Annotated in this window: 21 protein-coding genes; 8 read left to right on the plus strand and 13 right to left on the minus strand. The window is 40.2% G+C overall.

The genetic code is table 11. The features are described 5' to 3' along the window. Position 1: 1 nt before the first annotated feature. Positions 2–502, minus strand: a complete 501-nt coding sequence (locus tag C6N34_RS15905) for a DUF3368 domain-containing protein (protein WP_115538227.1) — start codon at positions 500–502, stop codon at positions 2–4. Then, positions 495–749, minus strand: a complete 255-nt coding sequence (locus C6N34_RS15910; RefSeq protein ID WP_006276693.1) for a UPF0175 family protein — start codon at positions 747–749, stop codon at positions 495–497. The genes C6N34_RS15905 and C6N34_RS15910 overlap by 8 nt, the downstream gene beginning before the upstream one ends. A 153-nt stretch (positions 750–902) precedes the next feature. Here C6N34_RS15910 and C6N34_RS15915 point away from each other — a divergent pair, with 153 nt between their 5' ends. After that, a complete protein-coding gene (locus tag C6N34_RS15915; protein WP_096546216.1) occupies positions 903–1967 on the plus strand; it encodes an NAD-dependent epimerase/dehydratase family protein in 1065 nt (354 codons plus the stop codon). Positions 1968–2002: 35 nt separating this feature from the next. Here the strand turns inward: C6N34_RS15915 and C6N34_RS15920 are convergent, their stop codons facing one another. Continuing rightward, entirely contained in the window at positions 2003–3211 is a 1209-nt protein-coding gene (locus C6N34_RS15920; protein WP_115538228.1) for a macrolide family glycosyltransferase, read from the minus strand. Then, complete coding sequence (locus C6N34_RS15925) at positions 3208–4875, minus strand: ABC transporter ATP-binding protein/permease (protein ID WP_006276696.1); 1668 nt, start codon at positions 4873–4875, stop codon at positions 3208–3210. Before C6N34_RS15925 ends, C6N34_RS15920 begins: the two co-directional genes overlap by 4 nt. A 243-nt stretch (positions 4876–5118) precedes the next feature. Between C6N34_RS15925 and C6N34_RS15930 the strand changes: the two genes are divergently transcribed. Further along, positions 5119–6402, plus strand: coding sequence for an MFS transporter (locus C6N34_RS15930; RefSeq protein ID WP_115538229.1), 1284 nt, complete (start codon positions 5119–5121; stop codon positions 6400–6402). Between the two features lie 7 nt (positions 6403–6409). Here the strand turns inward: C6N34_RS15930 and C6N34_RS15935 are convergent, their stop codons facing one another. From C6N34_RS15935 to C6N34_RS15950, 4 genes are all read right to left on the minus strand, one after another. Then, entirely contained in the window at positions 6410–7768 is a 1359-nt protein-coding gene (locus C6N34_RS15935) for an MFS transporter (protein WP_236107222.1), read from the minus strand. A gap of 63 nt (positions 7769–7831) precedes the next feature. Next, positions 7832–9226 (minus strand): TldD/PmbA family protein, encoded by a 1395-nt coding sequence (locus C6N34_RS15940; RefSeq protein ID WP_115538231.1) that lies wholly within the window; start codon positions 9224–9226, stop codon positions 7832–7834. A gap of 36 nt (positions 9227–9262) precedes the next feature. Next, complete coding sequence (locus C6N34_RS15945; RefSeq protein ID WP_057178230.1) at positions 9263–9694, minus strand: hypothetical protein; 432 nt, start codon at positions 9692–9694, stop codon at positions 9263–9265. Positions 9695–9700: 6 nt separating this feature from the next. Then, positions 9701–10489 (minus strand): TIGR01548 family HAD-type hydrolase, encoded by a 789-nt coding sequence (locus C6N34_RS15950; protein WP_115538232.1) that lies wholly within the window; start codon positions 10487–10489, stop codon positions 9701–9703. A 189-nt stretch (positions 10490–10678) separates the two neighbouring features. On the opposite strand from C6N34_RS15950, the gene C6N34_RS15955 reads away from it, so the two are divergent. Further along, on the plus strand, positions 10679–11194 hold the full coding sequence (locus tag C6N34_RS15955; protein ID WP_115538233.1) for a hypothetical protein: 516 nt from the start codon (positions 10679–10681) through the stop codon (positions 11192–11194). A gap of 4 nt (positions 11195–11198) precedes the next feature. On the opposite strand, the gene C6N34_RS15960 is transcribed toward C6N34_RS15955, so the two are convergent. Beyond that, positions 11199–11984, minus strand: a complete 786-nt coding sequence (locus C6N34_RS15960) for a Cif family virulence factor (RefSeq protein WP_115538234.1) — start codon at positions 11982–11984, stop codon at positions 11199–11201. Positions 11985–12254: 270 nt separating this feature from the next. On the opposite strand from C6N34_RS15960, the gene murG reads away from it, so the two are divergent. Both murG and C6N34_RS15970 read left to right on the plus strand, forming a co-directional pair. Next, positions 12255–13373, plus strand: coding sequence for an undecaprenyldiphospho-muramoylpentapeptide beta-N-acetylglucosaminyltransferase (murG, locus tag C6N34_RS15965; protein ID WP_115538235.1), 1119 nt, complete (start codon positions 12255–12257; stop codon positions 13371–13373). Between the two features lie 96 nt (positions 13374–13469). Beyond that, the gene (locus tag C6N34_RS15970; RefSeq protein ID WP_236107224.1) at positions 13470–13769 is read left to right on the plus strand and encodes a 30S ribosomal protein PSRP-3; all 300 of its coding nucleotides are present in this window, start codon (positions 13470–13472) and stop codon (positions 13767–13769) included. A 63-nt stretch (positions 13770–13832) separates the two neighbouring features. Here C6N34_RS15970 and atpC read toward each other — a convergent pair whose 3' ends face one another. From atpC to C6N34_RS15990, 4 genes are all read right to left on the minus strand, one after another. Continuing rightward, positions 13833–14246, minus strand: coding sequence for an ATP synthase F1 subunit epsilon (atpC, locus tag C6N34_RS15975; RefSeq protein WP_057178234.1), 414 nt, complete (start codon positions 14244–14246; stop codon positions 13833–13835). Positions 14247–14317: 71 nt separating this feature from the next. Continuing rightward, positions 14318–15766, minus strand: coding sequence for a F0F1 ATP synthase subunit beta (gene atpD / locus C6N34_RS15980; RefSeq protein WP_057178235.1), 1449 nt, complete (start codon positions 15764–15766; stop codon positions 14318–14320). Positions 15767–15920: 154 nt separating this feature from the next. Further along, positions 15921–16319 (minus strand): ExbD/TolR family protein, encoded by a 399-nt coding sequence (locus C6N34_RS15985; RefSeq protein ID WP_115538237.1) that lies wholly within the window; start codon positions 16317–16319, stop codon positions 15921–15923. Next, a complete protein-coding gene (locus C6N34_RS15990; protein WP_115538238.1) occupies positions 16303–16956 on the minus strand; it encodes a MotA/TolQ/ExbB proton channel family protein in 654 nt (217 codons plus the stop codon). The genes C6N34_RS15985 and C6N34_RS15990 overlap by 17 nt, the downstream gene beginning before the upstream one ends. A gap of 169 nt (positions 16957–17125) precedes the next feature. On the opposite strand from C6N34_RS15990, the gene sppA reads away from it, so the two are divergent. From sppA to C6N34_RS16005, 3 genes are all read left to right on the plus strand, one after another. Continuing rightward, positions 17126–17947, plus strand: coding sequence for a signal peptide peptidase SppA (gene sppA, locus C6N34_RS15995; RefSeq protein ID WP_057178237.1), 822 nt, complete (start codon positions 17126–17128; stop codon positions 17945–17947). A gap of 99 nt (positions 17948–18046) precedes the next feature. Continuing rightward, positions 18047–18427 carry a chorismate mutase gene (aroH, locus tag C6N34_RS16000; protein ID WP_057178238.1) on the plus strand — a complete coding sequence of 127 codons (381 nt, stop codon included), beginning with the start codon at positions 18047–18049 and terminating at the stop codon, positions 18425–18427. A gap of 376 nt (positions 18428–18803) precedes the next feature. Further along, complete coding sequence (locus C6N34_RS16005) at positions 18804–19088, plus strand: HU family DNA-binding protein (RefSeq protein WP_006276712.1); 285 nt, start codon at positions 18804–18806, stop codon at positions 19086–19088. The last annotated feature ends 25 nt before the right edge of the window (positions 19089–19113 follow it).

Here is a 19113-nt window from a genome sequence, read left to right on the forward strand (position 1 = left end):
TTTATTCTTCCTCCCCTGCTTGTTTGAGAGCAAAATCAATGACAACTTGACTCAATCTAATCTTGTGACTAAGCATATTCTTAATAGCTTCTTTCACGGAAAGAGATGGATTTTGTTGTTTGGCTTTCAGTATAATTCCAATAGAACCAGTTAAGTTAAGTCCGTTTAATCGGGCAATTCTTCTGCCTACAGATTCATCAATACAGACTGTTGTTAGGTTATTATCGAGAGCGAACTGGATGACGGATGCTTCCCCTAAATCTAAAGAATTGAGGAGAAAGGGGGTGATGGTCAAAGGAATTCTCTGCTTATTTAGCCAACTAGCATGGTTAAATTCAGAAACGGCAAAGTTTACTGACCCACCTTGAAGAATTTCCTGACAGACTTCAAAAGTGACAAATATTTCTTCATATAATGATGATAAAATAGTTAAATCACCCCAAGCAGCAACTAGGGCAATTAAGGGAGATGTGTTGATGACGATTTTCTCGGTTTTAGGCATTTGCTAAATCAGATAATAATTCTTCTTCTGTTAGGTCAATAAGCGGAATATTGTAATCAGCAAGTTTCATTATAAAGGTAGTTCTGTTTACGCCTAATAAACTAGCAGCCATACCAGATGAAATCCGCTTCATTTCAAAAAGTTTGATTGCCATTGCCCATTTAGCCTCCTGCTCAAATTGCTCTTTGGTGCTACCTAAAGCATCAGGAAAGGTATCAGGGTAGGTAATGGTTAACTGTAAGGGCATAGAGCTTCCTCATTTTTATTCTGGTTTAATTTCATGATAGTTCCTGGGAGTGAAAGAGCGGTATAATGCGATAAATTTTAAGGCGATCGCCGATTGGGTGGCTCGATGAAATGTAATGTAACAGTGTCTGATACATTTAGAGGGATAATAATCATGACGATCGTTTTAGTAACAGGTTCAGCTGGATTAATTGGTTCTGAATCAGTTCGATTTTTCTGCAAGCGTGGATTTAGCGTGGTTGGCATTGATAACAATATGCGCTCTTTTTTCTTTGGAGAAGGTGCTTCAACCGAATGGAATCGTGATCGCCTTTTAGAGGAATATGGTGATCAATACATTCACCATAACGTTGATATTCGGGCTTCCGAAAGCATATCCAACATCTTTAAAACCTATGGTACAGATATTGGTTTGATCATTCACACTGCGGCTCAACCATCCCACGATTGGGCGGCTAAAGATCCCTATACCGACTTTTCCGTCAATGCCAATGGCACTTTAGTTTTATTAGAAAACACGCGGCAATACTCTCCGGATGCGGTCTTTATCTTTTGCTCGACCAACAAAGTCTATGGAGATACTCCGAATCGCTTACCGTTACTAGAAGAAGAACTGCGCTGGGAAATTAACCAAACCCATCCGTACTACCAAGGAATTGATGAAAACATGAGTATAGATCATTCTATGCACTCTTTGTTTGGAGCTTCAAAGTTAGCGGCGGACGTACTAGTGCAGGAATATGGACGCTATTTCAACATGAAGACCGTTGCATTTCGAGGAGGATGTTTGACAGGACCAAGCCACTCTGGTACTCAACTACACGGCTTTTTATCTTACCTGATGAAATGTACAATGACCGGCGAACCTTATCAGATACTTGGCTACAAAGGCAAGCAGGTTCGTGATAATATCCACAGCTACGATTTAGTAAATGCCTTTTACCATTTTTACCAAAACCCGCGAGTTGGTGAAGTATACAACATAGGTGGAAGTCGTTTTAGTAATTGCTCAATGTTGGAAGCGGTTCAGCACTGCCAAGCAATTACTGACAAAAAGCTGAACTGGCAATACATAGAAGTGAACCGCATAGGCGACCACATTTGGTGGATTAGTGATGTTCAAAAATTTAAAAATCATTATCCTCGTTGGGAGCTAAGTTACACAATAACTGATATTTTGAAAGAGATTTTTACCAAAAATGTTAGCCGCTGGAACTAGAAATCAATCATGAGCAGACAATTTTTAATTGGGGGTTATAGCTTGCTTGTCATGTAATGCCAAATTTCATCCACTGCCCTTTTAACTCCACCAGCAGCATGACAGGCATCGCCCAATCGACGAAGATTAACTCTAAAAGAATTATTAGTTAAAAGTTGCTGTGCAGTTTGTCGTAGATTTTCTACCGTACTGTCTTTTAAAAACATCATAATTCCTGCACCCTGCTCCTCAATACGACGAGAAATAATTTCCTGCTCATAGGTTTGTGGTACTGCAATCATCGGTACTGAATAGGAAATAGCTTCTCTTGTGCCACCAGCTCCTCCGTGCATAATAAACAAACTGGCACGTTCTAAAATTTTTAATTGAGGAACCGTGCCATTGGGTCTGATGATAAAGTTTTCGGGAATATCCCCCAAAACACTTACATCTATGGTAGGACTTAATATCATTACTACTTGAGCATCAATATTACCAAATGCCTGAATACAGTTCTGATAGAATCTCACTCCTGGATCGTGAGCAGTGCCAAAAGAAATAAGAATTACCTTGTCCTTTTGTAGTTTTTCCAAAGGAAAATCAAATTCGATACCCCTTATAAGGTTACAAGGTCCAACGAAATGAAATTGCTGACTAAACTGATTAAACTTATAGTGATAGGGTTGCAGTTCTACTGGCAAGTAACATAAGTTTAACGGTTCAATATTGGTAAATGTATCTACAAACTTAATTGGTGGCAGTCCATAGGTTAACCGCAATTCTTTTTGGTATTTTCGATAATATTTCATACCCTCTGCAGCTTGTTTTAAAAAAAAGGGCAGTTTTTTTCTCAACCACGGACATTCATAAAATGTTTGGGGGGTAAAAGCAGCTGTAGAGATAGAATTTATGGCGGGAATATTGAGAATTTGCCCCAATAATCTCCCCCAAAGACATAGGGAATCATGAATAATATAATCTGGTTTCTCTTTACTCACAGACTCTATTAATTCTGGGAGCATCTGATGGGCACACCAGATTAACGAGGGAACTAAAGACATTTCATTTTCTGCAGGTGGCGCTGTTTCAGGATTTAGGGTTGGATAAGGGCGAAACTTGGCACCAAAGGATAATATTTCTCCTTCAAAGCTAGGTACTTCATAGTAAATTACCTCTTCGCCTCTGTCAATTAATTCTTTAACCAGTCCAAAAGTTGGGATGATATGGCCCGGTGCTGAAACATTGAAGAACATTACACGACTCATGGGGAATCTCCTGACATGTTAATAACTACTTGATGGAATTTTTTTAGGGTGGGTCGATGTCCAACACTAACAAAGGTTGTATTCATACTTATCAAAAAATTGTACAACTTTTCTTCATTTTTTAAATCTAAAGCACTGGTAGCTTCGTCTAAAATAACATATTTGGGTTTGGCAACTAAAAGTCTGCCAAAGGCTAATCTTTGCTGTTCCCCCAGGGAAAGAATTTCACTCCAATCTTGCTCTCTATTTAAACCTCCAAATCTTTCTATCAGGTAGGATAAACCAACTTTTTCAACTACTTGATAAAGTTCTTCATCACTAATATCAGTGTGGTTATATGGATAAATTAGCTGTTCTCTGAGAGTGCCTAAAATCATGTAAGGACGCTGAGGCAAAAATAAAATTTCTGATAGTTCAGGGCGGACAATTTCGCCGCTTCCTGATTTCCATAATCCCGCCAATGCTCGCAACAAAGAACTTTTTCCACAACCACTATCCCCCATAATCAAAAGGCTTTGATTGGGTTGAATTTCCAAGGAAAAATTTTCAAACAGGATTTTTTCGTAGTTAGGAGTGTATAAAGTTAGATTTCTAAAACCTAAATAATTATCTTTAGTGATGCCAATTTTATCTCTGTCAGCATTTGGTTTTTTTGGACGTTGGAAATATTCATGAAAGACATACAAGCGATTAATTGCTGCGGCAAATTTTGTAAATTTCTCAAATTGATACATAATCAAATTGACTGAAAATGCTACCTGGCCAAAGGCACCTCCAGCTTCTGTAACTTTGCCCACTTCAATCTCACCTGATAGCACTTGTTGACCCAAAATTAATGCCGGAATAATCCAGGGAAGATAACCAAATTGATATTTAAAAATATTTAGGTATATTTCTGACCAAAGAATTAGTTTCTGAAAATTTTTAAATGCCAGGTTAAATATCTCTTTAACTTTCCTTGATTCTGGCAAAATTCCATTGTAAAAGGCTATGGATTCAGAATTTTCTCGGATGCGAATTAAACTGAAACGAAAATCTGCCTCTTTTCTTAGCTGCTCAATGTTTAGCCTAGTTAATTTCTTGCCATAAAAAGCTATAGTAATTGTATAGGCTAGTAGGGAATAAATAATTAAGACTAAAACTAGATTTGGTGAAATTGACCACAGAATAAAACTAAAAGCAACTACTACAAAAATTGACTCTACACAGTTGACTAAAAATTGAACCGATTGTTGACAAAAGTTGGTAATGTCTTCAGAAATGCGTTGATCTGGGTTATCAATCTCTTTATCAAAATTGTTCAATTCATAAAAAGCACGATCCCGAAAATATTCACCAAGAAAATGAGCTGTTAACCATCTGCGCCAATATATATTTATCATCTCTCGCAGATAACCATAGGCAGAGTTTAAACATCCAAACAGAATAATGCCTAAAAAAGCAACTCCTATACCTTGCCAAAATCTGTTACTGTCGCGAGATGACAAGGCAGAAATTAAGTCTCCTTGAATACCATTTAAAAAGACCTTAACTTGGGTGTTACCTAATAGCAAAATACCCATTAGCAGAAGTAGAACGATTGCAGGTCGTTTTTCACCTTCTAACCAATAAAGTTTGGCGATCGCCCAAAACTGTGACACTGCTTGTGGTTTAAATTTACTCATTTGAATGGGTTATTTTTGAGTTATTGAGTTATACTAGTCTAGTGGTTTACACTCATAAAACTTGTATAGTAGTTCTCCCACTGGTAAATTACCAAAGTTGTCAGTTTTGGAGAACACCAAGCTCATAAAATAGGTGTACCTCACAATCCCCCAAAACGGTGAAAAGGCGGAAATATCCTCATACACGACAATATACAACCATCATAACACTATTCGAGCAAAATTTACTACGTTTATGTCAACATGTCTATTTTCAGAATAATTTGGCTGGGACAACTATTTTACCTGATTGGTATCTCTATGACCAGTTTTGCTCTCAATATATCTGTATTTAGGCAAACAGGTTCAGCCACACAGTTCGCCTTACTCATGCTAACTTGCACCATACCACCGATCATTATTTCCCCTGTAGCAGGAACCTTGGTGGATAAATGGGATCGACGCATGACAATGATTATTGCTCACATTATTATAGGAGTACTGACTCTAAGTTTGTTGATTATTGCGACTATTGGTCACATAGAAATCTGGCAAATTTATTTAATCAACATTTTTGCCTCCATAATTGGCACATTCAGTAACCCTGCGTATAAAGCCGCCATTACCTCTTTGGTTCCCGCAGAAGAACTATCAAGAGCCAGCGGGATGGTACAACTATCTATGGGGATTCAGCAGATTGTCGGACCTTTAATTGCAGGTGCAATTTTGGATGTAATCCATCTACAAGGGATTTTAACAATTGATTTTCTAGGATTATTAATTGCCCTAACCACTCTGATATCAGTCAAGTTTGGTGAGAAAATCCATCAGACTGAGGAAAACAATTACCAACCAAGTATATCCTTTTTATGGCGAGACGTTACGGATGGTTGGACTTATTTGATCAAATGTCCTGGACTAACAAGTCTTGTGATTATTTTGACAGTTTATCAATTTTCAATTGGCTTCGTGACTGTACTATTTTATCCTTTGGCTCTGAGTCTAACTACCCCATCTGAACTGGGAAAAATCGTGTTTCTTAGTGGTATTGGTATGATTTTGGGATCCCTATTGATGAGTAGTTGGAAATACCAATGGCAAAACTTAATTACCACAATTCTGATAGCTATGTCATTGAGCGGAATGGCTATAGCCATTGGCGGTTCACGTCCCTCGTTACTGCAAATGTATATTGGCACCATACTATTTTTCTTTAATACCCCCTTCATTAATGGCATGATTCAAATTCTCTTCCAAACAAGAGTTGCTGAAAACTTACAGGGAAGAGTCTTTGCTCTAACTGGTGCAATTTCAAGCGCTGCAACACCTTTAGCATCCATAGTTGCCGCACCCCTATCTGACTATGTATTTGAACCATTAATGGGATTTGATGGCACTTGGTCAAAAGCACTTATAGGCCAGTTAATAGGTACTGGTCCTGGTCGTGGTACTGGACTTTTATTTGTAATAGTTGGTTGTTTCATTACAACAACTGCCATCATTGCTTCCCAACATCCTAAAATTCGCCAATTAGAACTTGCCGAGTAAAAACCGCTTATGAATCTTTCACAACTTCCTTAGCGGAAATGCTAAACTCATCGTTGGTTTCTAAATTTTTATCTTTCCAATTAAAATGGGTATAGAAAATAATAGACAGACAAAATAGTATCATTCCCGCCATAATTATTAAGAGTCCAATCCCCCTTCCTTCACCAGTCCCTATAATTGACCCCATACTAGTAGATAGTAAACCACCTTCTAATAACATCGGTTCAAACAAATCGTCGCTCAAAGGACTAGCAGTTAGATTACCAATAGCTAATGCTAACCCTATTACTGTGTTAAATAAAGAAAGAACACGACCTTGAATATTGCCATTAACACTAGACTGCCAAATCATGCTATTGGTGCTAAGAGTAATTGGTAATGAGAAAAATGATATAAAAAGACCAAGTGCAATAATGGGAATAGAAGGGGAAAATCCCGCAATTACCAATCCTACACCATTTAAGGCCGTAAAAGTAAACAGAGTAGAAGTATGTTTTTTACCTCCTCCCCAAAGGGTCATGCTTAAACTACCACCTACCATTCCACAAGCAGCTATTGACATAATAACACTAAAACTCTGAGTGGAAGAAAATGATAAAACTAGAGGGTTTATCAAAACCGTTGTCATACCATCTACTAAAAAATGAATGCTCATGAATGCTAGCAAAATTAATAAAGTATTATTCTCGACAACGGCATTCCAACCATAAGCAATATCGTGAATAATCGTATTAACTCTCACACTCTGATTTGATTCAATTATGGGTTCCGGTTGAGGAATATCAATAATCAAAAGGGTAAGTAGTCCTACGAAATAGGAAGATAAGTCAACCATCAGTAACCCCTGGATTTGTATATTAGCGAGGAGTATTCCCGCTAAAATTGGTGCCGTTAGTTGTCCCAGAGCTGTACTAAAGTGAATTAACCCATTTGCTCTCCCTATTTGGTGTTTCTTAACCATCATTGGTAAAGCTGCACCTTTAGCAATCATTTGAAAAGAACCACACACTGAAGTGCAAAATGCCGTTATGTAGGTATGCCAAACCTGTAAATTGTTTGTTAGTAGAAGCACTATAAGCGTTAGCGTTACAGTAGCTGCAGCTAGGTCACTAAAGATTATGGTCCATTTGCGATTCCATCTGTCTACTAATGCACCAACAAAAGGGGTGATTAATACCCCAGGCAGGGTTGTAAAAAAAACGACTAAGCTTAATCCGGCAACCTCATGAGTATTTTGATAGACCCAGATTCCTAACCCAAATCCTGTTAAACGATTCCCAATCTCTGATACAGATTGTCCTAGCCAGAAAATAATGAAATTGCGCAATTCATTAACTGTTTGCAGTAATTTAGTAATATGACTCACATGCTTAACCAACTTTTACTATACTCCCCTACTACCCATCATACTACCATATCAAATATCACTCTAACTTTCTCCCCCCACAACCACATCTCTAATCCTTAAACTGGGTCCACCACAACCTACTGGTAACCCATTCTGTCCCCCCTTACCACATCCACCAGATTCATCCCAGTGAAAATCATCCCCAATTCCTTCTATATCTGCTAAAGTCTGAAAAACATTGCCGGATAAGGTTACATCTTTTACCGGTTCCCCTATTGCACCATTCCTAATCATCCATGCTTCACCCGCACTAAAGGTAAACATTTCTCCATTGGTCATTCCCCCTAACCAATTACGCGCATATACTCCTTCTTTAATATCTGTAAATAAATCCACCACTGGTGTTTTACCTCTTTCTATCCAAGTGTTGGTCATCCTCACAATAGGGGAAAAATGATAATCTAAGCAACGAGCATTACCTGTGGGCTTTTCTCCTAACTTACCCGCAGTTTCACGGGAGTGTAACCTTCCTACTAACACCCCATCCTCAATTAATTGGGTGGTTGTCGCTGGTGTCCCCTCATCATCGTACAAATAACTACCCCGATGACCTGGAGATCCTGCACCATCAAAAATTTGTAGTTCCTCTGGACCAAAACGTCTCCCCAAGGTCATCACTTCCAGTAAATCTGGATTCTCATAGGCCATGTCCGCTTCTGAAAGATGACCGAAGGCTTCATGCACAAATAATCCTGTTAATATGGGGTCAATAACTACGGTGTAGGTGTTACCTTTGACTGGTGGTAGGGATAAGGCCGTGACTGCTCTTTGGGCAGCTCCCTGTATTATGGTATCTAAGTTGACTAAGTCATTATAATCTTTACGTGAACCTACAGTTTCCCTTCCAGTTTGTACTGTGTCCCCATTCCTGGCTGTGGCAGCAAATCTCATTTCCATATCCACCCATGACTGCTCTATTAGGGTTCCTTCAGAAGTGGCAATTATTACTTTCTGACTACTATCGTTGTAACGAACGGATGTGGTCGTGATCCGAGGATCAACGCTCTTTAGTATTTCCCGGTAGCGATCGCATAATTGTTTTTTCTTTTTTAAAGGAACCGTGGATGGGTCAATACCAGTTATGCCCAGTTTGCAAGTGGATTGAATAACAGGAATAGGAGCGAGAATGGTTTGTTCATCTCCCACTGTGCGTGCTGCGGAGATAGCCTCTTGGATGCGTTCTTCAATATCGGCAATGTGGTTGAAGCTAGTTAAACCCCAACCCCCTTTATGACAAGCCCGAATATGGGCACCCATAGAAACGCCTTCGCTAAGAGTTTCTACTTTATCACCACGCAATAAGATATCAGTTCCCTCTGCTTCTTCTAGTCGAATCATTAAGTAGTCAACCTGATCTTTATAGCGAGAAATCAGGTCAGTAAGTAAATCTTGGGTGTCCTTGGTTAGTCTAAACATCTTTCCAGTTTTGTTTATAAGCTTGGCTATAATTATTCAACCATCTTGATTAGATCTAAAAACATATTTTTCAGCCACTTTCCAATAACGGGAAAATCTTTTCAGGTCAATAAAACCATCATAATCAAAAAAGGGTTCCACTCCTAATACTTCCAAATCCAAATGGGGACGAATCACATCACAAATTTGTGCAAATTTGGGACTAGGACTCTTGGTAGTGATAACTAAACCGGTATTGTTTTCTCTAGCAAATCTAATCACTTCCTGTGCTATATCTCCCCGGCGAATTTCCACTGGTAACTCTATTAGACATTCATAAATGAAAGTTATTCTTTTTAAACTAAGTTGCCATTCTGCAATTAAAGCATCATCCCAGACCCAAATTGCTGGACTATCAGGATATTTCTTGAAAGCAGGACTGTGGGGACTTAAGCAGTCTCCGTTAACCCAAACTATTGGTTGATTCATATTCAATTAAATATATATATTTACTAATTCAGCTGTTTTAGATGGTGTCAACTCCTGAACATTGGTCAACAATATATTTGCACCTGCTTGCAGCATAATTTTCTGATAAGCATCTCTGTGGGATGGAGTTTCCTGGACATGGGGTGGTAAAACCCCCACAGCTACCCAGGTTCGAGAACTATCCAAAATTTTGGCTTTAGCTACAGTGTGCATATCCGCTACTGTATCCCCCACATATATAACCGGTTGTTTTTTGTTTTGGTCTTGTTTGGCAATTTCTAAAAGATTAATAGTAGCAAAAAGTCCTGTAGGGTCAGGTTTACCAGGCGCATCTTCCATGGCGATTAAAACTGGAGATTTTAAACCTAAGCGTCGCTCTAACACATAACTAGCAGATCCACGAGTTGCACCACTAAAAAATCCCCAGCTGATATTTGCCTGGGTCAGGGACTCTAAATAACTTGGTTCTAATAATAGGGGTTCATGACAAATATAACCATTCCAGTTTTCTGTGTCAGTACCGCGATAACGGGATTGAAAATAGGCAACAATGCTCTCATAATCTAATTGTAAGTCTTCCCTTTGCTGACCCTGACTGACAAAGTAACGGTAAATCAACTCTTGGGAACCCTCCCAATCATTGTTCCATATCCCCTCAGATTTGAGGTCGTCAATATCCGTGACCGTAGGACGATAGGCATAGTTAGTAAAATATTCTACTGTATCTGCCAAAGCACGGCGGTAAGAACCACTCACATCCCGAATCACACCATCAATGTCAAAAACAATTATCATACTTAGGTCAAGAACTAAATAGAGCTAAATATATTAAATCAAATTCTAAGATTATTTGGTAACCCTTCACAACCGGGGATCTTTGTCAAGACCAGATATTTGGATGGAAACAAAAAATATTCAGTTGCACAAGCTCTGATATTATATGTATGTAGCCAGGCGAAAACTATAAAATCAAGGTGTGGAAACATGTTTAAAGTTTACCCCAAACAGCTATTAACCTACTACCTCCAGGAACAATTTAGGTACTACCATGTAGTTTTTCTAGGGTTACTAGCATTATCAGGAGCATACTCAATCACCTACCTCATGGGGCAAAATCAAGTTAAAAGTTCATTGAATCCCCCATCTGTACAGGTAGCTAAAGTGGTAACGAACAGACCCAGTTCCATAAAGGTTGCCGTCGTGAAGATCAATAAACAAAAAGCAGTTAAATCTGTTTGGAACTTACCACAGGTACAACGGAAAGCCAAGGAGATTAAAACCCTTTCCCAAGGAACTATTGATGTGGGTGTAGTCGTTAGCAGCTATCCGAAAACTAGTCAACCATTTTACACCGTCAAAGTCCTAGAAAATCACCCTGACAGCACCACCAGTCCGGTTTATTGGTTTCGAGTTTCCAGCTCTAATGGTGCAATTCAACCCCTGGATTTAGTAAGTAATAAATACACAAATTTGACAAACTGGAATCCCGATGGTATTTAACCAACTAATTCCTAACCACTTTCAGCCTTTGAGTAATCATGGTAACACCATCATCGCGAACAATGACGGCGGAAATCCATTGATTTACTGGTTGTAAGGGAGCAGTGCCAGTTTTAAATAACCCCCCCGTACTAAGTAATTCCAAGTTTATTGGTGTAGGATTAAGATACTTATTAGGTTTGATAGTTTCTTCCATAGCGGTTCCCAGGAGGAAGTTATTACCTAATGGTTCCTTCACAATAGCATCAAAAGCATATTTCTCACCCACCTTTACTTGTTGTGGTAACCTAAATTCCACCTGGGGAGGTTTTTTGCCCGATGTCATTTGAGTTCGTTCTGACAAAATTTCTTGATGGGTAATTTGCGCACCTGTAATGTGCTGTCTTGAAGTGATAGCCGCATTTATGGCAAGAGGGCTCGTCCTGTCGGAGGACTGGCCCGTAATCCGGGTTACAGTTTCCGCAATGATAGTCTTACCGTTTGACTTCCAGGATTGTAATTTTGTTTGATAGCTCAATTTTGGGTATCTTTGCCAAAAGGATTTTAAAGACTGCTCCATAGCTTGTCGGGTTAATCCATCCCCATGGCTAAATTTAGAACTATAAAATCCCATGACTCCCTTGATGTCACCACGACTGGAAGCAGCATCAATTTGAGCAATCAGCTTTTTCAGTTGGGGGGGTGCATTATCTGGAGTTACTGTTTGTGCGTATGCACAACTGTCTATGTCCAAACTCAACAGGAGTGAGAGGAAAGAAATACTAAAGAGTAGTTTTTGGTTTGGCTGCATGAATAAATCAATAAGTTCAAATAAGTTTAGTGAATTTAGTTAAGAATAGCTAACAAAAGCTACCACTAATAATAGTTTACTAAGTTCTCTACACAAGCTCAGGAATTTCTGATCCCCCGCTAGGATGGGAAAATTCTGTGTTAAATAACGGTAAATAACAGGATATATGGTGATCTATATTGTATCCCATTGTAGAATCCTATTATAGGACTCAATCAAAAAAAATGCAGTAACTACAAAACAATTTAAGGAATAAACGGTATAACGGTAATGGTAAACGGAAGGTTAAAACTATTAGTAGCTGCTAGTGGTACGGGTGGACATTTATTTCCAGCGATCGCCCTGGCCGAAAAATTGACGGAATATGATATCGAATGGTTAGGAGTACCCGATAGACTAGAAACCCAGCTAGTACCAAACCAATACCCCCTACATACTATCCCAGTGGAAGGTTTTCAGAAGGGTCTGAGTTTAGCTTCTTTAACTGTCATCTGGAAACTGGTTCGGTCCATTTTTCGGGTGAGACAGATTCTTCGTCAAGGTCGGTTTCAAGGAGTATTCACCACAGGTGGCTATATCGCCAGTCCAGCTATTATTGCAGCTCGTTCTTTGGGTTTACCAGTTATTTTTCATGAGTCCAATGCTCTACCTGGAAAGGTAACCCGATTTTTTGGTTCCTATTGCACTAGGGTGGCTATAGGATTTGACGTAACTACCAAATATTTACCCAATGCTAAAACTGTCTATGTTGGCACCCCCGTGCGATCGCAGTTTTTAAACCGAAAAACCAGTTCCCCACTAGAGTTACCCATACCCGACGAAGTACCCTTAATTGTAGTTTTTGGGGGTAGTCAGGGAGCAGTAGCGGTGAATCAATTGGTTAGACAAGCAGTAATTGCTTGGTGTAATGCGGGAGCTTATGTTGTCCACTTAACGGGAGATAGGGATCCTGATGCTAATAGTTTACAACACCCCCAATACATAGTTTTGCCCTTCTATGACAATATGGCAGGCTTGTTGGGTCGAGCTAATCTAGCCATTAGTCGCTCTGGAGCTGGGAGTTTGGCCGAGTTGGCAGTTTGTGGTACTCCTGCTATTTTAATTCCCTATCCCTTTGCAGCGGAAGATCATCAATCCTACAATGCTGCTGTTTTTACCAAGGCGGGTGCTGCTTTAACTTTTCAACAATCAAAACTGACAGCAAAAACTTTACAAAACCAAGTTTTAGAACTATTAAAGTCGCCAACAATCTTACAAGAAATGAGTCATAGCGCTCAAGCTATAGCTGTTGTCGATAGTGCTGAGCAATTGGCTGACCTGGTCAGACAGATTTTTAGTCCCAACCAACTCCAAGCCAAGAGTTCACAAAAACGAGAAATTTTCCACTGATTTTAACTCTTTACTTCCCCACTAGTCAAGTTTTAGATTAGAATAGGAGATTGCAAACCATAGCAAGTTATAGCCGGATTTTCCCCGGAGGTACGATTGACCAAATTTATCTTAAAAATTCTCTGGTTAGATGATAATGTAGCCTTAGCAGTGGATCAGGTTGTCGGTAAAGGTACTAGTCCCCTGACTAAATATTTCTTCTGGCCCCGTAATGATGCTTGGGAAGAACTCAAGAAGGAGTTGGAATCCAAACACTGGATCAGTGATCCTGATCGCGTGGAATTACTGAACAACGCCACAGAGGTGATTAATTATTGGCAGGAAGAAGGTAAAAACCGCCCCATGTCTGAAGCACAGTTAAAGTTTCCTGAAGTTGCTTTCACTGGTAGCACTTGATTGCCACCAATTAAACCTGCATGATGGTTACTACCACCATGCAGTCTGTTGTTTATTTTAGCCTCATACCATACCACCAGCAGCTTGAAAACGAGCTCGAGCCCGTTTTAATGCTGCCCTAGCCTGTATCTGGGCTTGCCTGTCCCCTGCTGCAACCTGGTTAATTTTGCTCTGGGCTGCGTTAAACTCTGAACGAGCTTCCTCTAAATTAATAGTGTCACCACGTTGGGCTCCATTTACCAGGATGGTTACTTCGTCTTCTTCAACTTCGGCAAAACCACCTAAAAGAGCTATGGACTGCCAGCTGGCATTTTTTTCTGCTCTCACACGCATTACCCCTGTATCCAATGCAGTTAACATGGGAGCGTGACCACTTAGTACACCTAATTGACCAGTAGTGCTAGGGAGAATTACCTCGTCAGCAGGGCCATCCCAGACGGTTTTGTCTGGAGAAATTACACGAATGGTTAATGTCATCTGTCTGTTTTCCTTGATTATTTCCAATTTGTCAGTCACTAGTCTCAAGAACTAGTGACAAGTGACAATGACTAACCCTTCAGTTTTTGAGCCTTGGCGATCGCTTCGTTGATATCACCGACCATGTAAAAAGCTTGTTCTGGTAGGTCATCCAACTCACCGGCGAGAATTTTTTGGAACCCTTTGATGGTTTCTTCCAACTTCACATACTTACCGGGGGATCCAGTAAATACCTCAGCTACAAAGAATGGTTGAGACAAGAAACGCTCAATCTTACGAGCGCGTGCTACGATTAGACGATCATCTTCTGATAACTCATCTAAACCTAGAATAGCAATAATATCTTGTAACTCTTTATATCGCTGTAGTGTAGACTGTACGGAACGAGCAATGTCATAATGCTCTTTACCAACAATACTGGGCTGTAACATTGTAGAAGTAGAACCCAGGGGATCCACTGCTGGATAAATACCTTTAGCTGCCAAACCACGGGATAATACTGTTGTACCATCCAGGTGAGCAAAGGTAGTAGCAGGTGCGGGATCGGTTAAGTCATCTGCAGGTACGTATACAGCCTGAATAGAAGTAATAGATCCTTCAGTGGTAGAGGTAATACGTTCCTGTAAAGCGCCCACATCAGTACCCAGAGTAGGTTGATATCCCACAGCGGAGGGCATACGTCCTAGGAGAGCGGATACTTCAGAACCAGCTTGTACGAACCGGAAAATGTTGTCAACAAATAACAGTACGTCTTGCTTATTTACATCCCGGAAGTATTCTGCCATAGTCAAACCAGACAAACCAACCCGCATTCTAGCTCCAGGTGGTTCATTCATTTGCCCATAAACCAGGGCAATTTTAGACTCATTGAGGTTTTCTTTATTGATTACCCCAGATTCGATCATTTCGTTATAGAGGTCATTACCTTCGCGGGTGCGTTCACCTACACCAGCGAATACGGACACACCACCATGTTGAGTAGCGATGTTGTTAATCAACTCCATCATGATCACGGTTTTACCAACACCAGCTCCGCCAAAGAGACCGATTTTACCACCACGTCTGTAGGGGGTTAACAGGTCTACAACCTTGATACCGGTTTCAAACACAGAAGGTTTAGTTTCCAGATCTGTAAGTTTGGGGGATTCGCGGTGAATAGGTAAGGTTTCCTCATTGTTGACAGGACCTTGATTATCTACAGGTTCGCCTAAAACGTTGAAAATACGTCCTAAAGTAGCCTTACCTACAGGTACACTGATAGGTGCGCCCGTATCTACAACTTCCAACCCACGAACCAAACCATCAGTGGTACTCATAGCCACAGCTCGGACTTGGTTATCGCCTAAAAGTTGCTGTACTTCAACGGTGAGGTTGATTTCCTGTCCAGCTTCGTTAGTGCCGTTAATAGTCAAAGCGTTGTAGATTTGGGGGAGTTTACCGCCAGGGTATTTAACGTCTACAACCGGACCAATTACTTGGGTAATGTAACCTATGTTTGTTTTTTCTGCGGTGGTGACCATGCTGCGCCTAATAAATGAAGCTATTTTTGGTCAAGTTGGTCTTCAAAGACCACAAGATCAAGCAATATCATCTTTTAGGTTAGCACTTAACGATCCCATCTTTGCTCTAAATTCATCATTTGCCAAGAATTTCCTTTGGAGAAAATCTCTCCTCCTATTTCTTGGTCGCTATGGCCAATTTCACTCCTTCCACTTGTCTTATTTGATCCATTACCCCTACTACCTGCCCATGGTTAACGGATTTGTCTGCATTAATTACTACAATTAATGGCTGTGATGGTTTTCTTTGTGATTTTACTTCTTTTGATAACTGCTCTAAATTAATTTTTTGTTCATTCAAAAAAATCTGTCCCTGGGGATCAATTGTCACTGTTATTTGCGGAGGGGGACCAGCTTGGGTTGTTCCTGCTTGAGGCAAATTCACAGGTAAACTATTGAAACGAGTCAAGTATAAAGATGACATGATGAAAAAAGTCAAGATTGCGAATATAACATCAATCATGGGCACAATATTAATTTGTGCTGGTATATCCGGTTCATCTGGTAGACGCATAGGATTTATCTCCCCGTTCATAACGACGACGGTATAATAGTTCTAGTTGTCCCCCGTATTCTTGTATTAAGGCTATTTGCCTTTGGTAAAGACCTCGAAAGGAATTGGCAAATAAGAGAGTGGAAATAGCTACAATCAGACCTGTAGCAGTAGAAACTAAGGCCTCGCTAATACCACCGGTAACACCCGCTGTTTGAGTCCCTCCCACATTGCCAATGTTTAAAGAAGCAAAGGAATTGATTAGTCCCAGTACGGTTCCCAATAATCCTAGTAGGGGGGCCAGGGCAATAATGGTGTCAAAAACTGTGGTGAATCGTTTTAATAGGGGTATTTCCGCCTGAGCTTCAGTTTCTAAGGCCAAACGAAATTCCTCCGGGTTGGGTTCTTCTAGTTCTAAAGCAGTCAAAAAAATCCGGGCGATGGGTAAATCAGCATTCTTTTGCAGAACATCAATGGCATTAACTAAGTTATTTTGACGATATAGATTCAATACGTATTTAACTACTCTTTCTTGTCGCCTGGTAATTTTTGACCAGAACCAAATACGCTCAATAATTAGTCCTACGGCAATTATGGAAGACAATAGCAGTGGCCACATGACCACGCCACCAGCTATAAATAATTGTTTAATATCCATACTGATTCTTCATACCTTCGCTGAACACAAAAAATAATCTACCTCGTGCCATTTTCCTATATACCAACCATAAAAAGCAAACAAATCAACTATATGGTAATCTCCAGGTTAATTAATGGTTATTTTTTGTTTGATATATTAGAAATATAAATAAGAGATTAGATTACTCATGATCTGGCCGTTTAAACCCAAGTTTCGTAAACAAATCGCTCGCATTGAAATTACTGGTGCGATCGCCAGTGGCACAAGAAAGCGAGTATTGGAAGCCATAAAAACTGTAGAAGAGAGGAAATTCCCTGCCCTGTTGTTACGTATTGACAGTCCTGGTGGTACGGTAGGGGACTCTCAGGAGATCTATAGTGCCCTCAAGGAACTGGGCAAAAAAACTAAAATCGTCGCCAGTTTTGGCAATATATCGGCTTCAGGTGGGGTCTATATAGGCATGGGGGCGGAGCATATTATGGCCAATCCGGGAACAATTACAGGTAGTATAGGTGTAATCCTACGGGGAAACAATCTAGAACGCTTGTTAGAAAAAGTTGGTGTTTCTTTTAAAGTAATTAAGTCTGGGCCATACAAAGACATTTTATCCTTTGATAGAGAACTGACCCAACCAGAGGAAAATATCCTGCAAGAACTGATTGATGTCAGTTATCAGCAATTTATTCAAACAGTAGCTCAGGCGCGTGCCTTACCTATAGAAACTGTTAAGACCTTCGCTGACGGACGTATTTTTACAGGAGAGCAGGCCTTAAACTTGGGAGTTGTAGACCGTTTGGGAACAGAGGAAGATGCTCGACGTTGGACCACCGAATTGGTGGGACTTGATCCCCAAAAAACTCCCTGCTATACCTTAGAAGAGCGGAAACCATTATTGAGTCGAGTTCTACCAGGTAGTCGCTATCCCAAATCAAGTATTAGATCTGGAATTGATTGGCTGGAGTTTGAAATGTCTACAAGTGGGTTACCACTGTGGTTATATAGACCCTAGAAGGTTATGTCATTCGTCAATGGTCAGTCGTAAAAATTGGCAACTGACGACTGACCGCTGATAGTAATAACTGACAACCAGAAAAGGAGGAACTTGGAAGTGGAATGGCAAATGCGGGCAATTCGTGGCGCGACAACTGTTGGGGAAAATAGTATAGTGGCAATTACAGAAGCAGTAACGGAATTACTTAATGAGTTAGAAGACCGTAATCAACTGCGACCTACGGAAATTTTGAGTGTCACTTTCTCTGTTACCCGTGACTTGGATGCTATCTTTCCAGCAGCGATCGCTCGCAGTCGTCCTTTATGGGATAGCGTGGCCATGCTAGATGTTCAACAAATGTATGTGGAAGGAAGTTTGCAGCGCTGTATAAGGTTTTTAATTCATGCCTATTTACCCGCTTCTTCCCCCATACACCACGTGTATTTACGTCAAGCAGCTAAATTACGTCCCGATTGGGGATTTGTGGGAGTTCAATAATTTAACGGCTTGCCAGGTATTAACGTTTTGGGGCTGCAGCTACTATTAAACAATTTAAAACTAGTCGTGAATCGGTCTTTATTTCGCCTTTTGGTGAGTACTTATGCTTAAAAAATGCTGGTTTTTAGAGTAACAATGGAGGAAAAAAGATAATAAATTCTGAAATCTATATAAATTAATGCTTTCACCTACCCACTTTCGGCTACAAGACATTAGAATAATTCATTGAAAAGTCGAGCTGATCTGATGTACAGGGGTTGGGAGTGCAAATACTCTTAACGAACGATTTTTGTAATTCTACCGACAGAGATTTCCGTAAGGATGCGACCGGATTTCATCTTGCAGCAAATCTCAAGTAAACCTCAAGGAGTTTGATATGAACAAAGGTGAATTAGTAGATGCAGTGGCCGAAAAAGCCAATGTGACCAAAAAACAAGCGGATGCTGTCCTCAGTGCTGCCATTGACACTATTGTTGAAGCGGTTGCTTCAGGTGATAAGGTTACCTTGGTTGGTTTTGGTTCTTTTGAATCACGGGACCGTAAAGCTCGTGAAGGTCGTAACCCTAAAACTAATGAAAAAATGGAAATACCAGCTACGAGGGTTCCTGCTTTCTCCGCTGGGAAACTATTTAGAGAAAAGGTAGCACCCCCAAAAGAGTAGTTTCAGTTCTAGGAAGTGCAGTTTT

The organism is Cylindrospermopsis raciborskii Cr2010, from assembly GCF_003367075.2.
Taxonomy (GTDB): domain Bacteria; phylum Cyanobacteriota; class Cyanobacteriia; order Cyanobacteriales; family Nostocaceae; genus Raphidiopsis; species Raphidiopsis raciborskii.